General features: G+C 37.5%; 15 protein-coding genes. 4 read left to right on the top strand and 11 right to left on the bottom strand.

Annotated elements, in window-relative coordinates; translation table 11 throughout:
* Nucleotides 1-31: 31 nt before the first annotated feature.
* The 6 genes from IGJ37_RS04000 to IGJ37_RS03975 all read right to left on the bottom strand — a co-directional run bounded on the left by IGJ37_RS04000 (nucleotide 32) and on the right by IGJ37_RS03975 (nucleotide 7,471).
* The gene (locus tag IGJ37_RS04000) at nucleotides 32-1,117 is read right to left on the bottom strand and encodes a hypothetical protein (RefSeq protein ID WP_025186574.1); all 1,086 of its coding nucleotides are present in this window, start codon (nucleotides 1,115-1,117) and stop codon (nucleotides 32-34) included.
* 142 nt (nucleotides 1,118-1,259) lie between these two features.
* A complete protein-coding gene (aspD, locus tag IGJ37_RS03995; RefSeq protein WP_002355939.1) occupies nucleotides 1,260-2,870 on the bottom strand; it encodes an aspartate 4-decarboxylase in 1,611 nt (536 codons plus the stop codon).
* A 159-nt stretch (nucleotides 2,871-3,029) separates the two neighbouring features.
* The gene (gene ndk / locus IGJ37_RS03990; RefSeq protein WP_002381321.1) at nucleotides 3,030-3,440 is read right to left on the bottom strand and encodes a nucleoside-diphosphate kinase; all 411 of its coding nucleotides are present in this window, start codon (nucleotides 3,438-3,440) and stop codon (nucleotides 3,030-3,032) included.
* 109 nt (nucleotides 3,441-3,549) lie between these two features.
* A complete protein-coding gene (locus tag IGJ37_RS03985) occupies nucleotides 3,550-4,203 on the bottom strand; it encodes a DUF4767 domain-containing protein (RefSeq protein ID WP_002358915.1) in 654 nt (217 codons plus the stop codon).
* A 42-nt stretch (nucleotides 4,204-4,245) separates the two neighbouring features.
* On the bottom strand, nucleotides 4,246-5,190 hold the full coding sequence (locus IGJ37_RS03980; RefSeq protein ID WP_325815066.1) for an aminoglycoside phosphotransferase family protein: 945 nt from the start codon (nucleotides 5,188-5,190) through the stop codon (nucleotides 4,246-4,248).
* Nucleotides 5,191-5,266: 76 nt separating this feature from the next.
* Nucleotides 5,267-7,471, bottom strand: coding sequence for an amidase family protein (locus IGJ37_RS03975; protein WP_430598971.1), 2,205 nt, complete (start codon nucleotides 7,469-7,471; stop codon nucleotides 5,267-5,269).
* A 161-nt stretch (nucleotides 7,472-7,632) separates the two neighbouring features.
* Between IGJ37_RS03975 and IGJ37_RS03970 the strand changes: the two genes are divergently transcribed.
* Nucleotides 7,633-9,870 (top strand): excinuclease ABC subunit UvrA, encoded by a 2,238-nt coding sequence (locus IGJ37_RS03970; RefSeq protein ID WP_325815064.1) that lies wholly within the window; start codon nucleotides 7,633-7,635, stop codon nucleotides 9,868-9,870.
* A 48-nt stretch (nucleotides 9,871-9,918) separates the two neighbouring features.
* Here IGJ37_RS03970 and IGJ37_RS03965 read toward each other — a convergent pair whose 3' ends face one another.
* On the bottom strand, nucleotides 9,919-10,974 hold the full coding sequence (locus IGJ37_RS03965; RefSeq protein WP_325815063.1) for an endonuclease: 1,056 nt from the start codon (nucleotides 10,972-10,974) through the stop codon (nucleotides 9,919-9,921).
* A 22-nt stretch (nucleotides 10,975-10,996) separates the two neighbouring features.
* Nucleotides 10,997-11,581, bottom strand: coding sequence for a hypothetical protein (locus IGJ37_RS03960; RefSeq protein WP_002381317.1), 585 nt, complete (start codon nucleotides 11,579-11,581; stop codon nucleotides 10,997-10,999).
* Between the two features lie 176 nt (nucleotides 11,582-11,757).
* On the opposite strand from IGJ37_RS03960, the gene IGJ37_RS03955 reads away from it, so the two are divergent.
* Together IGJ37_RS03955 and mprF are read left to right on the top strand one after the other, a co-directional pair.
* Nucleotides 11,758-12,492, top strand: a complete 735-nt coding sequence (locus tag IGJ37_RS03955; protein ID WP_002355929.1) for an alpha/beta fold hydrolase — start codon at nucleotides 11,758-11,760, stop codon at nucleotides 12,490-12,492.
* Nucleotides 12,489-15,020: a bifunctional lysylphosphatidylglycerol flippase/synthetase MprF gene (gene mprF, locus IGJ37_RS03950; protein ID WP_325815062.1), complete on the top strand. Its 2,532-nt coding sequence runs from the start codon at nucleotides 12,489-12,491 to the stop codon at nucleotides 15,018-15,020. Before IGJ37_RS03955 ends, mprF begins: the two co-directional genes overlap by 4 nt.
* A gap of 70 nt (nucleotides 15,021-15,090) precedes the next feature.
* On the opposite strand, the gene IGJ37_RS03945 is transcribed toward mprF, so the two are convergent.
* A complete protein-coding gene (locus tag IGJ37_RS03945; protein WP_002355927.1) occupies nucleotides 15,091-15,903 on the bottom strand; it encodes a pyruvate, water dikinase regulatory protein in 813 nt (270 codons plus the stop codon).
* 12 nt (nucleotides 15,904-15,915) lie between these two features.
* On the bottom strand, nucleotides 15,916-16,545 hold the full coding sequence (locus tag IGJ37_RS03940) for a helix-turn-helix transcriptional regulator (protein ID WP_002355926.1): 630 nt from the start codon (nucleotides 16,543-16,545) through the stop codon (nucleotides 15,916-15,918).
* A gap of 169 nt (nucleotides 16,546-16,714) precedes the next feature.
* On the opposite strand from IGJ37_RS03940, the gene ppdK reads away from it, so the two are divergent.
* The gene (gene ppdK / locus IGJ37_RS03935) at nucleotides 16,715-19,360 is read left to right on the top strand and encodes a pyruvate, phosphate dikinase (protein WP_325815061.1); all 2,646 of its coding nucleotides are present in this window, start codon (nucleotides 16,715-16,717) and stop codon (nucleotides 19,358-19,360) included.
* A gap of 113 nt (nucleotides 19,361-19,473) precedes the next feature.
* Here the strand turns inward: ppdK and IGJ37_RS03930 are convergent, their stop codons facing one another.
* On the bottom strand, nucleotides 19,474-19,806 hold the full coding sequence (locus IGJ37_RS03930) for a putative quinol monooxygenase (RefSeq protein ID WP_010777500.1): 333 nt from the start codon (nucleotides 19,804-19,806) through the stop codon (nucleotides 19,474-19,476).
* Between the last annotated feature and the right edge of the window lie 109 nt (nucleotides 19,807-19,915).

Below are 19,915 nucleotides of genomic sequence, written 5' to 3'. Positions count from 1 at the left end.
TCGAAACGACTTATGCCCCACTTCCGTTTTTTTATTCCTTCAATGAATTTTGAAACGTGCTGATTTTTTCAGCCAATCTTTGATAAGTAGTAAAAGACGGATGCTGTAGCTCTTGTTCTTCGTTAACGGATAAAGTTTGTTGTGTCGTAATGGCCTTTGTTAGTGCATCTACAAAATGAATAAAAGAATTGTTGGTTTGTTTATTGTATCCTGGTGAATAATATTTCGATTGACGATAAAAAGGCCGCAGGGCTGTTTCTGTGATTTTTTCCTGTTCATCTGAAAAGTATTCATCATAGCTGACATGTTTTATTTTCTGCTCTTCTGTTATCACTTGAAGTCGAGCGATTAGGCCATTGCCTAAATCTTCTGCGTAACCGATATACGTTTCTTTCGATGGCTCTTTTAGCCAAGTGTCCATCTCTGCTGCTAAAGGCATTAAACCTTCACGCGCAGAAGTTGATGAACCGCGTACCGTATAAAAATTACCTGTGACACGATTTTCGTCACGCATTTGTTTTTCTACATAAGTAATACCATTAACAACGGTGACTAACGTATCGTCTGTGCGCGTGTTGCTTGCTTGAAATTCAGGATAATCCGACAGGCGTTTGTTGACACCCGAATATCGTGTATCGTAATAAGGATCACTAGCAAACTCTGTAAACTCAACATTCAGAATCCGTTGCGTTTCAGGTTCCGTAATAATCTCTACAATGCCGTAATTTCCGCCAGTAAATACACCTTCATTTTTATAATAGTTACCCGTCATTAATCCCAAAGGCGGTTGATTGGACCAAAACATTTTTTCCTTTTTTTCTTCTGGTGTATATTTTGCTGGTGGGGTTGTCCCAAATGTCGTTTGTGTGGCCCCTGTAACCACTTCGTACGTGTATTCATGAGAATCAAAAGTCAATTGATTAGCAATCAGTTCGTCATTTTTAGTCGGCGCTTGTTTTTCCACCGCAGAAGTCGTTTGATTGGTGACGGTAACTTGCTTCACTTGCTTTGTCTCTTGCGGACCACTTGTTGTTTGTTTCGTTGGCTCTTGATCTGGCGCACAACCAACCAAAATAAATAATCCGATAAAAACCAACATTCCTTTAATATGTTTCATTCACTTCTCTCCTTTTTATAAACGCTTAATTTCCTCTTATCTCCAGTGTAGCAAACATTTATAAACCAAAACTGACGGAAAAATGAATAAATAATAAACAAAAACGCTAAGTCTCCTGCAGCTTAAGAGACTTAGCGTTTTTTTATTTAATTGCTTGGCGCTTTTGGCGCAACCACTCTTCTTTAATGTGTTCAGATAGGCGAATCATTCGTTTACCAACTTCACTATATTGGTTAGTAGCTAAATTGGCTAAAGAAATTCGAACTGACCATTTGTCACTCCCGAAAGCATCCGCTTTTAAAAGCATTAATTTTTCTTTTTCTGCTAACGAAGTTAATACTTTTGTGATCGTCCACGATTTCGTTAAATAACTTGAAAATTCTGGGCCATAACGTTTTTCTGTCCAATCTCTAAAGTTAATTTCACAATAGTATGCTGTATTTAAACTTGCTAAAGGCTCTTCAATGCCTAAGGTGCGGAACAAGAGCTTTTCACGCGTATGACAGATATCCATCACTTCGTCTTTATATGCTTGACCGTCTTTTAACAAAGCATACAAACTAAATAAAGCCATCATTGCTTGCTGAATAGAAGAAAGTCCCGCTGCATGGTTCAACGCAATATCGCGGCTGTCTGCGACTAAGCGGCTGATAAAGTTAATTTGGCTTGTGTCTGCATTCAATGTAGCATAACGTGCCTGTAATTCCATTTTTCGAGCCACTGGCAATTCTTTTAATAATTGATCAAAGATGTTCTCTTGACTGACCGCAATAGTCCCCACACGCCAACCGGTAGCGCCAAAGTATTTAGAATAAGAATAGATACAGGCTGTATTGTAAGGTAACTCCGTAAATAGTGAACGGAAAGCTGGCACAAAGGTTCCGTAAACGTCATCTGTTAAAATCATTAGCTTAGGGTTATCCACTGCAACGATTTGTTTGATTTGTTCAATGGTAGGTTTTCCCATAGCATTAGCAGTTGGATTGCTGGGATTTACGACAAAAACCGCTTTGATGGACGGGTCTTTTAGTTTATCAATTTCCTTGTTTGAGTATTGATACGTCGTTTTTCCATCAATAATCATTTGCTCTGCTTTGATTTTAACCACGTCAAAATCATAACGTGGTAGTTCTGGAATTTCTAGATAAGGAGCAAACGTTGGTAATAACAACGCAATACGATCACCTTTTTCTAGTAAATAATTATTTGCCAACGTATCAAACAAGTAACAAATCCCTGCTGTACCACCTTCAACGGCAAAAATATCAAACGGTTGTGCTTCACTGGAAAATAATTCTTGATTTAAATATGCTTTAATCGGTTGTTCACACGCCTTCAAGCAACGAACAGGATTCGGATAATTATCCCCAATCACATAGTCTAACATGGCATCTAACCACATTTCCTTATCCATCCCAAAATAGTTATGCTCTGCTGTCCAAATTTCTTGTAAGAAGGTTGCCCCTTTGCTAGGATTTTCTGCTAAAAAGTTTAAGAAGCGTTGCGTTCTACCAAAACTTGGCTGAATCATACCAGCCGTTTGTTCGCTCCCCTCTCTTAACGTTTCTTTTGTAGCAAATTGACCTAATAAAAAAAAGGCTTCCCTTGGTGTTGGCGCCGTCCAATTAGGATTGCCTCGCCCTGCATTTAACAATGTTTCTAAATTATGATTTTCTTCATGTAATTTCTTCTCTAAAAATAGACTTAATTCAAACGGACTAAGATTTTCTGTCAATTCATCACTTGTTATCATTTTATCCTCCTGAAGCACACGCGGTCATTTAGTATTTAGTATGTAGTCTATACTACTCTTCTACCTCCAGATGTCAACCATTTAAGCGGAATATTCTGACAATTAATAAAAAAGAAGCAATCCTTTATAAAAAATAAAGGATTGCTTCTTTTTTGATGATTAACCAAAGAACCGTTGCATCTCAATTTTTGCTGATTGAACAGAATCAGAAGCATGGATTAAATTTTTGGTGACAGACAACCCATAATCCGCTCGTAAGGTGCCACTTTCAGCATCTAACGGATTCGTTGCTCCAACTAATTTACGCACTTTTTTAACCACATTGTCCCCTACAACGACCATCACAACCACTGGGCCACTTGTCATATAGGCTAATAATTCAGGGAAAAATAGTTCATCTTTTAAATGCTCATAATGTTCCTTCACTGTTTCTACTGTTAGTCGTTCGAATTTAAGGTGCAATAAGTCAATACCTTTATCTTCAAAACGTTGAATGATTTTGCCAACTAACTTTCGTTCAACGCCATCTGGCTTAATAATTACTAAACTTGTTTCCTTCATTTTTTCCATCCCTTTCAAAACTTCCTTTTGCCCTTTCCCAAGGGGTAGCTACAGAATAAAATGAAAGCGGATACTTTGTCAATGATAAATTTTCTTTTCCTTTTGATTAAATAAAAAATTAAAGATTATTCACAAGGTTTGTGAATTGTTCTTTCAGTTCTGTATTACTTGTTTCTTTTAAAAACAAATAAGGTTGCTCTTCTGCTGGCTGTTCTTTACTCACATAAACTTTGGCTTCACCATTCACTAAAGTAAATAAATAGACATGCTTCTGGGCAACTTGTGTCGCACTGTCAGAGTATACTGCCACCAGACAATACCCCCCTTCGCTGCCTGTTTCTGACCAATTTAACCAAATGGGATTGTTTCCAATAGCTGGTTGTATTTTAGGTTCATAACTCAATAAATCATCAGGCACTTGAATCGTGTAAAAAGCTACAGAGTGACCTGGTTGGTACGCTTGATAGTTCTGATTGCGTTCTTGACCCCAGATTTCCATGTATTGTCCTAACTGTTTTGCTTTTTGCTGATTCCAAATCGTCCCTTCTTCTGTAACTAATTCAGTTAATTCTTGTGTTTGCGTTGTTTGCTCTAATTCCAACGCCGTGGTTTGACTAACTTCGGTTGCTGAAATTGCTCTTGTTTCTTCAGTATTTACATTATTTGTTTGTACGGTTTGTACTTTCTGTGATTCCTCTTTCGATTTTTGCCAACCACAGCTAGATAAAACGCTTCCAACAACTGCTATCATAATAATCCCGTTTAGTTTCATTCCTTAAACTCCTGTTTTTATTTTTATTCTATCGAAATAAACCTAAAATCTCAATCCCTTGCTTTGGATAGTTGAAAACCATTTGGGAACTAGTAATTCTCCACAATTATAGTCCTCTAGTAATTGTTGGTATTGCTGTTCCATAGTCCTGATTTCTTTTTCACCAAAGCTCAGTGCCCAAACTAAAGAATAGAGTCCTGCGTGAAAAGTATAAAGCTTTTGAAACCGCCAAAATAAGGTAGGAACTTTCCCAGCAAAATAACCTTGTAATTGACCATAAGCAAACAATGGCGAAACATTTCTTGAAAAAAATTGTAACTTGTAAAATTCTTCATAAGGATCCCCAAAATCCCATCGATTAAAATCAATCACACCGACCTGCCTAGTTGGCAAGTAAATAAAATTTCCCACATGGAAATCTCCATGCTGATAAACCACAGGCCGTTGTTGCAATAACGGTAATTGTTTTTCTAAATATGAAATTATTGGCTGTTGGTACGGCATACAAAATTGAGATTCCTTATACTTATTTAGTTGGCTCTGCTTTTTTTCGTATAAATTTCGCGCAATCTCTCTTTGACTAATCCTTTCAGGCAACAAAAGCTTATGGATTTTGTTTAAATAGCGGCCTGCCTCTACGCCTAAGTTCAGTTTTCTTTTGGGAGAAAGAGCGGGTAAAACATCGCTTAAGTCTTCACCTTCTAGATACGTTAATAACATGTATCCTTGTTCACTTTCAGGAATAGGTGCACATAAAAAAGGTTTAGAACTGGGAAATCCTAACGCCGCTACTTTTTTGATAAATTGATATTCTTGTTGTTTGGCTAATAACTCTTCTTGTTGAAAAATTCGCAATAAAAAGATTTCTTGATTTTTGGTAACTTTAAACTTTAAATCAGTTGACCAACCACGGTGAATAGCTTCAACTTTTTGCCATTGCTGAAACGCTGGAATCTTCTCAAACGCCCTCATTACTTTCGCCTCCATTTTCCTATTGGTTTTAGTATACCAAAGAAAAAAGGCTGGAGACAATTGGGGATAAATTGTCTCTAGCCTTCACTGGTTATCGTTTTCTAGTTTTCCTTATATAAATCGTTCCACTCGTTACTAAGAAAGCTCCTCCTAAAACAATCCAGAAAGTACTAGGTACTTCTGCACCTGCTTTTGGTAATACTTTTTTGGGAAGCTGTTCTTGTTTCCCAATCATACTTTTATTAGAAAAAGCATGCGTACTTTCTGTTGATTTGGTTCCCTGATTTGCTGATGAATTCAGCGAATTATCTAAGGATGACTCACTAGTAGTTTTTCCAGCTTTGTCTGGGTTTTGGTTTTGGTTTTGGTTTTGGTTTTGGTTTTGATCTTTTCCTTCGATTGGTCCTTCACTTGTTTTTGTTTCTTTGTCTTTATCTGGTTTGCCACTTGCATCTGAGTCTTTATCTTTTTCTGGTTCGCCACTTGCATCTGGTTCTTTGTCTTTATCTGGTTCGCCGCTTGCATTTGGCTCTTTGTCTTTGTCTGGTTCTTCTACATGTGGTTGATTTATCTTGTGGTAATTTTCAAATAAAGCACCTAATTGTAGCAATGTTCGGTCTTCATTTAATGCACTATTAAATTGAATCCCCAAAGGCAGTCCTTCTTTTGAAACGTAAGTTGGTACACTTAATGCTGGATGTCCAAATAAATTTGCTTGTTGTGTAAACGGTGTATATGTGAACGCCGTCAGCCATTGGTCATAAATCAATTGTTTTTGTTCTGCTGGTGACAATTGATCAATTTTTTCCATCTGTGCTGCATGTTCTGGTTTTAGTAACGGATTATCAATACTAGGTGCCGTGGCAGCTGTCGTTGGTGTTAATAAGATAGGATACTGTTGATAAAATTCGTCCATCGCTTGTGCTTGTAAAGCAATATCTGTCCAAGCCGCAGTTGTCTCTTCACTCGTTATATTTTTTCCTGTTTGAAAAAGCGCCCATGTTAACAGTTCTACATCATTTCGTTCAAGCGGTCTTTTCAATTTCTGCCGCGCCATAAAATCGGCAATTCCTGCTGAGCCAGCAGCTACAGTATAATAATTTTTCATTAGACGTTCCCCATCAACAGGGTGCTTCACTTCAACCAATGTGTACCCTTGGTCTTTTAAAAAAGCAACAGCTTCAGCGACCGCCTCTTTTGCTTCGGCACTTACAGGCGTTCCGGCAGGAGATTCTGTTGTATAAGCAATGGGTTGCGCTTGACTTAAATGTCCCGCAGGAAGATCTTTTTTGGTTAATAAGGTTTCAAATAATGCATTTGTATCCGCCACGGTTCGACTTAAACCAAAGTGAACAGTTTGACCTTTTGCACTATTAGAATTGCCAATGATTACTCCTCTAGAAGGTTTCAAACCTACGGTGCCTGTCCAAGAAGCAGGGATGCGGATAGAGCCACCAGCATCACTTCCAGAAGCAATGGGAACAAATGCCGCGGCGACACTAGCACCCGCTCCGCCTGAAGAACCACCTGAATAATGGTTAGGATTCCATGGATTGACGGAAACACCATATAACTTCGAATCTGAAATATTCTTCCAACCTAATTCTGGATAATTCGTTTGACCAATGATTATGAATCCGGCATTTTGTAGTGCTTTGACAAAGGTCGATGTCCCACCAGCTACTTGATCTTGGAGAAAACCAAAACCGTTCGTGTTGCTTTCACCTTTCAAGGATTGTCCTAACCCTTTTAGTAAGAGCGGCACACCTAGAAATGGTTGACCTGTATCTTGTAAAGCTTTTGCTTCTGTCAAAGCCGCTTCTTCTCGTAAAGTAATGACCGCATTTAATGTAGGATTTTCACGTTTAGTGATGGCCAACGCAATTTTTACTAATTCTTCGCTCGTCACCTTTTTTTCTCTTACTAAAGTTGCTAACTCCAGTGCAGTTGCTTGTTTATAATCTGCTTCTGAAAAAGCATTCTCTGCAGAAACAGCTTTTCCATCTGTATCACTATTTTGTATCTCATTTGTGGTTTCAGTGGTTACTGCAACCACATTTCGGCTACTGCTTTCGGCGATTGTCGAAGAGGATTCTTTTTCCTGCATCACCGTTTGGCTAGTAGTTTCAGATTCCAAGTTAGCTACCGTCTGACTGGTTTCTGTTGTTACTGATTCCGTCTCTGTTTGAACGGTTGTTTCTAGTATACTTTCTTGTGCCAACATTGGTACCCCTACCAGTGTTTGGCTAATTAATAAAATAATCCCTAACTTTTTGAACAAAATCGACTTCTTCATAAGTCACATCCTTTATCTATTAATACAGTTAAAAAATCTGTATTACTTATAGCATAAATGAAAGCGATTAAAAAGTAAAGTTCTCTTGAACATTCCCATGTTCAACTTTTAGGCTAGGTTCTTTTTATATGCTAAAATAGAATAGAAACGGAGGTTTTTTAATGGAATGGATTGAAATTAAGCACGCAACACAAAATAATTTGAAGAATATCTCTGTCAATATCCCTAAAAAGCAACTAACTGTTGTTACTGGACTTTCGGGTTCAGGAAAGTCCTCCTTAGTATTTGACACATTAGCCGCTGAATCACGTCGTGAACTAAATGATACATTTAGTTCGTTTGTTCAAAATTACTTACCCAAATATGGTCGTCCAGAAGTTGAAAAAATCGAGAATCTTCCTGTTGCAATTGTCATTGACCAGAAAAAAGTAGCAGGTAATTCTCGTTCGACAGTGGGAACGTACACAGATATTTATACGTTTTTACGTTTGCTGTTTTCACGAGCAGGTTCTCCATTTGTTGGTTATTCAGATACTTTTTCGTTTAATCATCCGGATGGAAAATGTCCAACATGCGATGGCTTAGGAAAGATTACCGAAATCAATCTTCATCAGCTAGTTGATTATGACAAATCATTAAACGAAGGGTCTATCGATTTCCCCACATTTACAGTTGGCAACTGGCGGTGGAAGCGTTATGCCCATAGTGGTCTATTTGATTTGGATAAAAAAATCAAGGACTATTCCCCTGAAGAGTTAGCATTATTTTTATATGCTCCACAACAAAAACTAGCTAATCCACCCAAAGAGTGGCCTCATACAGCTTTGTATGAAGGAATCGTCCCGCGCATGCAACGTAGCATATTGCATACAGACGAAGGCAAACGTCATCAAAAATACCTTAATCACTTTGTTACCGTAAAAAGATGTCCTGATTGTTTAGGAAGTAGAGTCAATGAACGTGTTCGTAGCTGCAAAATTAATCAGAAAAGTATTGCTGATGCTGTTGACATGCCACTCACTGAATTACATTCTTTTATTCGTTCGATGGACCTTTCCTTAATAAAAAATATTCAAGAAGAGCTACTTGTACGTCTAGAAGCATTAATTAATATCGGTCTCTCCTACCTCACATTAGGACGAGCAACTGAAACACTTTCTGGTGGTGAAGCACAGCGGATTAAAATTGCTAAGTATGTAAACAGCGCCTTAAACGATATTATGTATATTTTAGATGAACCAAGTGCTGGCTTACATCCAAAGGACATCGAACGGGTCAGTCGTGCATTGCTCAATTTAAAAAATAAAGGAAACACCGTGGTTCTGGTGGAACACAATCCACAATTAATTAGAGAAGCTGATTTTATCATCGATATCGGACCTTTCGCAGGCGAAAATGGTGGCCATGTCCAGTTTTCAGGAACGTATGACGCATTTTTAGCCTCCAAAACCTTGACTAGTCAAGCCCTTCAAGAGCCGCTCCCTTTAAACGACCAACCAAGAAAAGTAAGGAAGTCTTTAACAATCGAACATGCGACACTGCATAATTTAAACAATCTATCTGTCGAAGTTCCGTTAGGAGTTTTGACTGTTATTTGTGGGGTCGCTGGTTCAGGTAAATCATCATTAGCGGAAGAAATTTATCAAAAAGCCCAGGCTGATAACCAAGAAATTATTCATCTTTCACAAAAAAGCATTACCGCAAATTTACGATCCACACCAATGACCTATCTCAATATTTTTGATAAGGTCCGCAAACTGTTTGCGGAAGAAAATCATGTTAGTCCAGCTTTATTTAGCTATAATTCCAAAGGCGCCTGTCCTACTTGCAAGGGGAAAGGAATAATTGTCTCCGATATGTCTTTTATGGAGGATGTTACTAGTATTTGCGAAACCTGTCACGGAACGCGTTACAAAGAAGAGGTGCTTCATTATCTGTATAACGGAAAAAATATCGTTGAAGTACTAGCTTTAAGCGTTAAAGATGGCTATGATTTTTTCAAAGACCAGCCTTTTGCTCTTTCATTAAAAAATTTACTAGAAGTTGGCTTAAGCTATCTTAAACTCAATCAATCGCTCTCAACATTATCTGGTGGCGAATTGCAAAGGGTAAAATTAGCAGACACACTTCACCAAAAAAAAGCTATCTATTTAATGGATGAACCTACAGATGGTTTACACTTAATTGATATCCAACAAAGTCTTCAACTTTTCAATCGAATGGTAGAAGAAGGAAACAGCTTGATTTTATTAGAACATCACATTGACGTGATTAAAAGTGCTGACTGGTTGATTGAACTAGGTCCTGAAGGTGGAGAAAAAGGCGGACAGCTTCTTTTTACAGGAACACCAGCAAATATGCTAAATTCCACTCATTCTATTACTAAAGGCTATCTATAAAATAAAAAGTACAAACGGTGCAAGCAATGAGCACCGTTTGTACTTTTTCTATTTCAATCCAACTTCCATCTTCACAGGTTGGTGATCTGTATATTTAAATTGTTCGTCCTTTGTTTTCACGCTATGAACAGCCACATTATCAGAAACAATAAAACCATCAATTACATACACTTGAGATGTTTCATAAGAGCCAGTGTAAGGCTTATTAAGCACCCGCACAGTCGGTTGTTGATCATCATAAGCAAGTGAAAAATGTTTAGGTAAGTCTGCAGGATCAATTTCTCCTGGTACCCAACCAGCTTCCCCTAAGTCAGGATATCGATGACTGCCTTTGAAAACTTGATTAAAGTCACCTCCAGCAATTACATAGTTTCCTTTAGCGTATTCTTGGGATAATACGTCAGCTAACTTTTTGCTTTGAGCAATCTTCCCTTCCCCATTGTCATAGGCTTCCAAGTGTAAGTTAAAAACCACTAATTCTTTGTCTGTGCCTTCAATTGGAAAGCGCGTTTCTAGAAGCGCTCGTTTTAAGTTACTAATGCTAACGGGCCAACGAAAGGGATTGGGTAAAGCAATGCGTTTGGCCTCTGTTATTTTTTCATTTGATAATGTTAATAAACCACTTTCTACTCGTCCAATCGGCGGCCAAGGAATGGGCACATAATCTACCTTAAAATTATAAGCAAATGCGCTGTTCAGCTGTAGCTGTTTTTGTAATTCTTTCTCTTGATTGACTTCATAAGAACGTTGCGAGCGACGATCGACTTCTTGGAATAAGTAAATCATCGCTGGTAATTCTTTTAAGGTTCCTTCAATGCCTGTTAAATTCTGTTGGACCATTGCCTTATTAACTGGTTGGACAGTTTTGCCACCGTCCATAAAAAAATCTTCTGTTTGTCCTAGGCCAGCATAGCCTATGTTATACGTGACTAAAGAAATGGATTGATGTTTTTCGATGGTTTGCTCTGAAAATTGTTTATTTATAGCAACTGGTTCAACCGCTCGTGGTCGAAACTCTCGAAAGGTTAAATATCCTATCAAAATTAAAGCTATGCTTAAAAGAAGGACCATCAAGCTACCGAGATATTTAAAAAACTTTTTCATTGATTCCGATGTTCCTTTCACATTAGGTCAAACCAAAAGTAGCAATTATCTTCGTTGCTACTTCTTCTGGTGTCATGTTTGAATTATTTATTTTCGTTATTTTTACATTTGGAAATGTACTTTCTAGTTCACCTTCGTGGCTTACTAATCGATGTTCTTTAAAGGTATTGAGTAATTCTTTTCGAGAAAAGTCGACATCGCGTTTTGAAGGTTTTGCCTCTAGCCGTTCTGGATGAACATTTCGTTCTAGGCGGATTGATGTTGAAGAGACGAGTTCGACGAAATAAACGGACTCATGTTTACTAAGAAAAATTTCTGATATTTCTTCTAAAAATTGAAAATCCTGTTCTTGATCAAAAGCAATCACCACTGTAAAAATAATGTTTTTTGTTGTATTTGTGGCTGGATTTTCGACAAAGGCATGAAAAAGTTCCTTTCTAACGGAATCAGACAATTGAAATGCACGTTCCGTATACCCAAGATAGTTTGCAAATAAGTCAATGGTTTGATGATTAAATAGTAATTTAGCATCTAACTGCTTTTCTAAAGCCTTGCCAACGGTCATTTTCCCGACAGCTTGGGCACCAATTAAAACGATTAAAGACATCAACTTTCCCTCCTCTAGTCTAATTTTTAGGTGGCTATCTTCTACTATATCACACTATATTACAACACCTTACAAAACTGTTCGGAAAATTTTCTGTTTTTTATTACAAAAAAAAGACAAAAGACTCTATAATGAGAGAGGACTCGATTGATTATAGATGAGATAGGTGACGGAGAATGGCAATAGAAAAATATTTTCAAACAATAGATGGCAGTCAAATTTTTTATCAAATTTTTGGCAAAGAAACAAATTACCCCCTTGTGTTACTTCATGGTAATGGCAATGATCATACTTTTTTTAATTATCAAATTTCTTATTTCTCCAAGGAGTATCAAGTTATTGCGGTGGATACCCGCGGACATGGACGTTCCACCAATACACAAAGTCAATTAACTTTTCCGCTTTTGGCAGAAGATTTAGCTGGTATTATTCAACAAGAACACTTAACAAAAATTAATTTATTGGGCTTTAGTGACGGAGCAAATATTGCCATGGTTTTTACCCATTTATATCCTGATTTCGTCAACAAACTCGTCTTAAATTCTGGAAATGTCACCATGTCTGGTCTGAAAAAATATGTAACGATTGCCACTTATTTTCAATATTGGTTTTGTCGTATTGGCGCTTTTTTTTCAAAAAAATTGCGCACACGGCTCCCTATCGTGGCTCTGTTATTTGAAGATACTGGACTGACAAAACAAGATTTAGAACACATCCCCTGTCCTACTCTTGTTATTACTGGCAGTCGAGATTTAATTGCGCTTTCCCATTCACGGGCGATTGCTGATGCCATTCCTGATGGTAAATTGGTCTTGGTAAATAAACAGGGTCATTTATTTGCCAAAAACTCACCAGATATTTTTAATAAAACAATCGAAAAATTCTTAAAGGAAATGAAGGTGTCTAAATGAAACAAATTATTCATTGGATCAAAACGCATACAGGATTACTAAAAACACTGTTTGTTATTGCGGTCTCAATTATTGTTGTTGCCCAACTTTTATCAATTGGTAAAACGATCTCATTTGAACAGTTAAAACAGATTTTTGATGAGATTCCGCTATGGAAATTGTTATTGATGATGGTTATCGGTTTAGTTTCCGTTACTCCGATGCTAAATTATGACTTAACATTAAATCGCATTTTAAACTTGAAAGTCTCAAAACGGGAACTCCTTGAATCTAGCTGGATTGTCAATACCATCAATAATATTGGTGGATTCGGTGGTTTGGTCAGCATGGGACTTCGTTCTGAATTTTATGGAAATAAAACAGAGGAAAAGAAAATTTTACCTGCGTTAACCCATATTTTACTTTTTGTGTTATCCGGTCTATCTATTTATAGTATTCTTTGCTTTTTCCTTGTTCAGTTTGATCCAAAGATGGCTTATTTACAGCAATATTGGATTTGGTTATTAGGTGGCGGTCTTTATTTCCCGTTACTTTATCTTATTTTACATTTCCAAAAAAATAGTTCCTTTGGTAACCTCGATGCAAAAAATCGCTTATCTTTAGTTGTTTCTTCGTTTTTAGAATGGACAGGTGTTTTAATTACCTTTATCAGTATTGGTTACTTATTAGATGTACCGATTCCTTTAATTGATATTGTTCCTTTATATGTAGCAGCTTCGATTATTGGGATTGCTTCGATGATTCCAGGGGCTTTAGGTAGTTTTGATGTCATGATGATTTTAGGACTAAGCAACTTAGGTGTTGATCGTGAAATTATTGTTTTGTGGTTATTGCTCTATCGTTTATTCTATTATATTATTCCTTTCTTAATTGGCTGTTTGTTCTTTACAAAACACTTAAGCCAAAAGTTGGATACTCATTATCGTCAATTGCTAAAACAAATTACTTTGGAAATTGCCCACAAGCTGGAAGTGGTTTTACTTTATTTTTCAGGAATTATGATGGTGCTCCTAGCCACTATTCCAGAAGCCTTCACTCAAGTGCATTGGTTAAGAGATATTAACCCCTTCCGTTCTCATATTATTATTCAAATTCCGAGTATTGTCTTAGGCTTTGCATTATTAATTATGGGACGTGGGATTGCTGATCGTGTTAAAAGAGCCTATTATCCAACGATTATTTTATTAATTGGTGCTATCTTGTATTCATTTGTTGTTGACTTTAGTATGTTTTCCATTTTCTATTTAGCTATTTTATTATTTATCGTTATTTTTTCAAAATCAGAATTGTACCGTGAACAACTGGTTTACTCTTGGGAGTGGATGACGATTGATGGCTTTATCTTTGGCTTGTTGACTTTGTTATACCTGGTAATTGGTGTTTATAATTTACCGAACTTCCCACACCATCGTCATCATTTTGTGGAATTTTTCTTGTTCCCTTCCGAACGGATCTGGTTGTCAGGATTTATCGCTATCCTCTTAGTTATGAGTTTTAACTTTCTATTTGTTCGCTACCTCCAAGGGAAAAAACACCAAGTTGGTGAGTTTCCAGAAGATAGTATCTTGCATAATATCTTAACAACTTATGGCGGGAATATTGACAGTGAACTTGTCTTTCTTCATGATAAACAGGTTTTCTTATATCCCAAAGAAGAACCGACTGTCTTTTTACAATTCAACACCATTAATAATAAATGCATTGTGATGGGCAACCCTTCTGGGAACAAAGAAGATTTTCCTGCGGCGATTGATGCATTCCTTAAAGAAACAGATCGTTTCGGCTATGTACCCGTCTTTTACGAAACCAATGAGGACAGCGTGATGTTACTACACGAATATGGCTACGAATTTATCAAAATGGGCGAAGAAGCCTTAGTTAATCTAGAAACATTTACGATGTCTGGGAAAAAATTCAAAGGTACCCGCGCAGTGTTTAATAAAATTACCAAAGCCGGCTATTCATTTGACGTACTCCAACCTCCTTTTAGTGCCGAACAAATGCACGAATTAAAAGCTATTTCGGATAGTTGGTTAGACAATCGAAAAGAAAAAGGCTTTTCACTAGGATTTTTCGATGAAGCGTATCTTCAAAGAAACCCAATTGCTGTTGTCCGAAATGCTGAAGGAGAAATGGTCTCTTTCGCTAATATCATTCCTAGTTACACAAATGAAGTTGGTACCATCGACTTGATGCGTCACCATAAAGAAAAAGCCCCTTCTGGAAGTATGGATTTCTTATTTATTCATTTATTTGAATATATGAAAACAGAAAATATTCATTATTTCAATTTAGGGATGGCTCCGTTAGCCAACGTTGGTCAATCAAGAAAAAGTTTTATTCAAGAACGGATTGCTGCGTTAATTTATGAATTTGGTTCAGAAATTTACTCCTTCCAAGGATTACGCGAATACAAGGAAAAATTTGCTAGCAAATGGCAACCCCGCTATACACTTTATTCTAAAAGTAGCTGGATTGTCTACGTGATGATTGCTTTACTCATTGTCGATCAAAAAAATATTGACTAACAAAAAGAATCCCAATTAAGTATAAAAAGCTTGGCAACTTCACTGAAATTTAGTGAGGTTGCCAAGCTTTTTAATTTCTTTCATCTAGTTTTTCTTTAATTAAAAAGGCTGTTTCTTCGACAGATTTTGCGGTTACATCAATCACTGGGATGCCATACTTCGCAAAAATTTCTTCAGCATAAGCTAATTCTTGTTCAATCCGTTCAACATTGGTATAACTGGTCTCATTACCTAAACCTAAGGAAGCCAACCGACTGCTACGAATCTGTCCTAATGTTTCTGGCGAACAAACTAAACCAATCATTTTTTGTGGATCCATTTCTTCCAAAATTGGCGGCAATGGAACTTCTGGAATTAATGGTAAGTTAGAAACGCGGTAGCCTTGATTCGCTAAATACATACTGACTGGCGTTTTTGAGGTCCGCGAAACGCCTAACAACAATATATCAGAATCAAGAAACCCTTGAGGATTTTTGCCATCATCATATTTTACAGCAAATTCAATCGCTGAGATTTTATCAAAATAGGCACGATCTAGTTGGTGGCGTCGTCCAGGCTCTTCAATAGGATCTACTCCGGCTTTCGCTTGAATTAATTCAAAAAATGGCGCCATTAAATCTAAATATAACAACCCTGTTCGTTCACTAAATTCTTTCGCCGCTGTGATTAGTTGTTTACTGACTAATGTACTGACAACTAAGGCTTTATCTTTTAAGGCATCTTTTAAAATCTCTAATAATTCTTCTTCTGTTGTGACAAAAGAAAAATTGTATCGATTAAGAAAAGAAATATCTGGATATTGTGCGCTTGCTGCAGCTAACAATTTTTGTGATGTTTCTCCAAGTGAATCGGAAATAGTATAAACAATGATCTCTTTTTTCATAATTAAGCTCCCTTATCTGTTTTGTGCGGCTTCTTTCGCTTGTTGCGTAATATAGGTTAAAATTTTCGTTTTCGTAATTTTTCCAATAACTTTTTTAGGATTTTCTTTTTCAACGACTGGCAAAGAATCCACTTCGTATTTTTGCAAAGTGTCAGCAGCTTCAAGAATAGTAAATTCTGGTGTGCAGGTTTTCACATGTGGCACTCTTGTCATACAAACAGCAACAGGTGTGCCATCAATATTTGTATTTAAAGAGGCCCGTAATAAATCTTTTCGTGACAAAACCCCTAATAATTCTTTTGCTTCATCCATGACATAAAGAGAACCGACATCATACATAAATAAGTTGGTAATCGCATCTCGAATTGAGGTGTCTTGGGCAACCATCAATGGTGGACTCATGATCTCCTGAACTTTTGTTTGAAAAACATCAAAAAAGAAAAAAGCCTCCATATTATCACTTTCGTAAGTATACCCAACTTTCGGACTTGCTTTTAAAATTCCTGAAAGTGTTAAAAAAGACAAATCAGAACGCAATGTCGCACGTGAAACGGCTAGTATGTCCGAAATGCGTTCACCACTAACTGGCTGATGCTCTTTTACAACAGCGATAATTTGCTCTTGTCGTTTACTTAATTTCATCATTTCCTCCTCAATTCCTCTTAAACAAATTGTGCATTCGCTTACAATTATACACATATTTATTGTTTTTTCAACATATTGACAAGAAACTTTTTCTATTGACAAACTTATTTCCGTCTATTATGATGTTTATTGAACATATAAGACACATATTAAACGGAGGTCACGCATGAAAAAGTTTATTTATTCTTTTAACGAAACACACAATGAAGGTAAAGAGACTCTTGGTGGTAAAGGGGCAAACTTGGCAGAAATGACACGCTTAGGTTTGCCGATTCCACAAGGATTCACGATTACAACCCGTTGCTGTATGGACTATTTGGCAGATGCTACTTTCTTTGAAGAACACTTACAATCAGAAATTTTGAAAGCGGTTAAAAATCTAGAAACTGAAACAGGCAAATCTTTTACCGCGGACAATGAGATTCTCTTAGTTTCCGTTCGCAGCGGTGCTGCCTTCTCGATGCCTGGTATGATGGATACTATTTTAAATTTAGGTTTAAATGATCAACGTGTGAAAAAATTTGCGACCTTAACCTCTCCTGGTTTTGCTTTTGACTGTTATCGCCGACTTATTCAAATGTTTGGAGACGTCGTCTATCACATTCCCAAAGAATTATTTGACCAACAAAAAGAGCGCTTGGAACAAGAGCTAAACAAAAAAATTACCGCTTTTCAAGAAGCAGATCATTTCGCCTTGATTGTCCGCTACCAAGAAGTTTTCGAACAATATCATGTGGTCTTCCCACAAGACCCTGTCGCACAACTTTTTGAAGCAATCAAAGCTGTTTTTGATTCATGGAATAATCAACGTGCGGTGGTTTATCGAAACTTACATCATATTGCACATGATTTAGGTACAGCTGTCAACATTCAAGAAATGGTTTTCGGCAATCGTGGACTAGACAGTGGCACTGGCGTTGTCTTTACTAGAAATCCGGTCACAGGGGAAAATCAACTGTTTGGAGAGTTTCTTTTGAACGCGCAAGGAGAAGATGTAGTGGCTGGTATTCGGACGCCAGAACCCATTCGTCGTTTACGTTTGACTATGCCAAAAGTTTATCAAGATTTTCGCCATTACGCAGAACTTTTAGAATATCATTATCGTGACATGCAAGATATTGAATTTACCATTGAAAATGAAAAATTATATATTTTACAAACAAGAAACGGGAAACGAACCGCCGCAGCTACGGTTAAAATTGCTTTAGACTTAGCCAAAGAAAATCGCATTACTAAACAAGAAGCACTGTTGCGTGTGACACCTGATACGATTGATCAATTAATTCATCCCGTGTTTGATCAAGAGAAACGACAACACATGGAACGTTTAGCTATAGGACTTCCTGCTAGTCCTGGTGCAGCAAGTGGCCAAATTGTTTTTACAGCAGAAAAAGCCAAAGAACTGACCAATCTAGGAAAGAAAGTCATTCTTGTTCGTCAAGAAACTTCACCAGAAGATATTGAAGGCATGGTTGTAAGCGAAGCAATTGTGACCAGTCGTGGCGGAATGACTTCTCATGCCGCTGTGGTCGCACGAGGAATGGGAACTTGCTGTGTGACTGGTTGTGAAAGTTTAACCGTCAATGAAGAAGCCAAACAACTACACTGCGGGCCACAGGTCATCTTAGAAGGAACAATCATTTCCGTCGATGGCTCAACGGGGGAAATTTATCTTGGCGAAATTCCTACAATTTCTGCTGATAATAACGATGACCTTCAAGAGCTCTTGTCTTGGGCAGATGCATATGCTGATTTAACTGTTCGTGCCAATGCAGAAACTACACAAGATTTAGAGACTGCTATCCGTTTTGGCGCAGCGGGGATTGGTTTAGCGCGAACAGAGCATATGTTTTTCGGTGAAGAGCGTGTCTTGGAAATGCGTCGCCTGATTTTAGCAGAGTCTGAAAAGGAAGCAACCTATGCGTTGGAGCAACTTCTTCATTTTCAACAGGAAGACTTTTATCAAATGCTGAAAGTAGTTCAAGACAAGCCCATGGTGGTCCGCTTGTTAGATCCGCCGATGCATGAGTTTTTACCTCATGAAAAGAATGATATTCAGTTATTGGCGAAGCAACTACAACGGTTCCCGGTGACCATCGCCAAACAAATTGAACGGTTACAAGAAACCAATCCAATGTTGGGCCATCGTGGTTGTCGCTTAGGTGTGACCCAACCACAAATATACAAAATGCAAGTTACAGCCTTATTTACTAGTGCCATTCGATTAGTCAAAGAAGGAATTACTGTTTATCCAGAAGTGATGATTCCTCTAATCGCCGAAAAAGAAGAACTTCTCTATCTCAAACGCATTTTAAAAGAAACGATTGACGGTCTCTTTGAAGAACATAAAATGACTCCTTTCCCTTACGAAATCGGGACAATGATTGAACTACCTAGAGCTTGTCTGATTGCGGATCAGTTAGCAGAAGAAGCAGACTTTTTCAGCTTTGGAACAAATGATTTAACACAAATGACCTATGGCTTTTCTCGTGATGATATCGGTAAATTCATTAATACGTATCGGGAAAAGAAAATCATTACCCAAGATCCGTTTCAATCATTAGATCAAACAGGTGTTGGTCAATTGATTCAATTAGCTGTAGAGAAAGCGCGTCGCACTAAACCAAACATGAGTATTGGCGTATGTGGAGAAGTCGGTGGTGATCCGCAATCCATCACGTTTTTCCAAACACTTGGCCTAAACTACATCTCTTGCTCACCTTATCGGGTACCTATTGCGAAACTCGCAGCTGCCCAAGCCAAAATTTTAACCGAACCGGCTGTGACTGAAGAACAAATGGTCCTTCTTTAATTTAACGTGTGTAACAAATGATTCATCCTTACAAGATAAAAAGTGCTAGGAACATCAGTCGAAACGGCTGATGTTCCTAGCACTAAATTTTAAGATCAATGATTGCACTCTGGTTATTTTCTTATAAACGCAGCATCTTTTATCAAGGGGTCTGTTACATCTGATACATATCTTTCTACTTTCATATGCAAATCATATTTTTCTCTAAGTTCCGTAATACGGGTCATCATTGGAGAAGCGTGGTGTTTGTCTAATGCTTCCTGATCTGTCCAACTATCAATCAGCAGAACTGTTTCTTCATCGTCCATTGGAAAAAAGTATTCATAGCGACTATTCCCTTTTTCTGCACGAATTGCCTCTACAATTCCGCTGGCAATCATTTCTTTGGCAAATTCTCTTGCACCTCCATTTGTCCCACTATAATAAATATTTATAGTAATCGCCATCTGTCTTCCCCCTTAAATTTACTTGCCTTTTTACATTCCCAACTAAGGTTATTCAGCATTTTACTGTGTTTTTCTGTGTTCGAAATCACTATAATATAGCAATTCTGTT

This window comes from Enterococcus sp. AZ104, assembly GCF_050546705.1.
Classification (GTDB): domain Bacteria; phylum Bacillota; class Bacilli; order Lactobacillales; family Enterococcaceae; genus Enterococcus; species Enterococcus faecalis.
The sequence above is the reverse complement of the archived record's forward strand: the minus strand, read 5'-3'. Positions and strand labels throughout refer to the sequence as shown.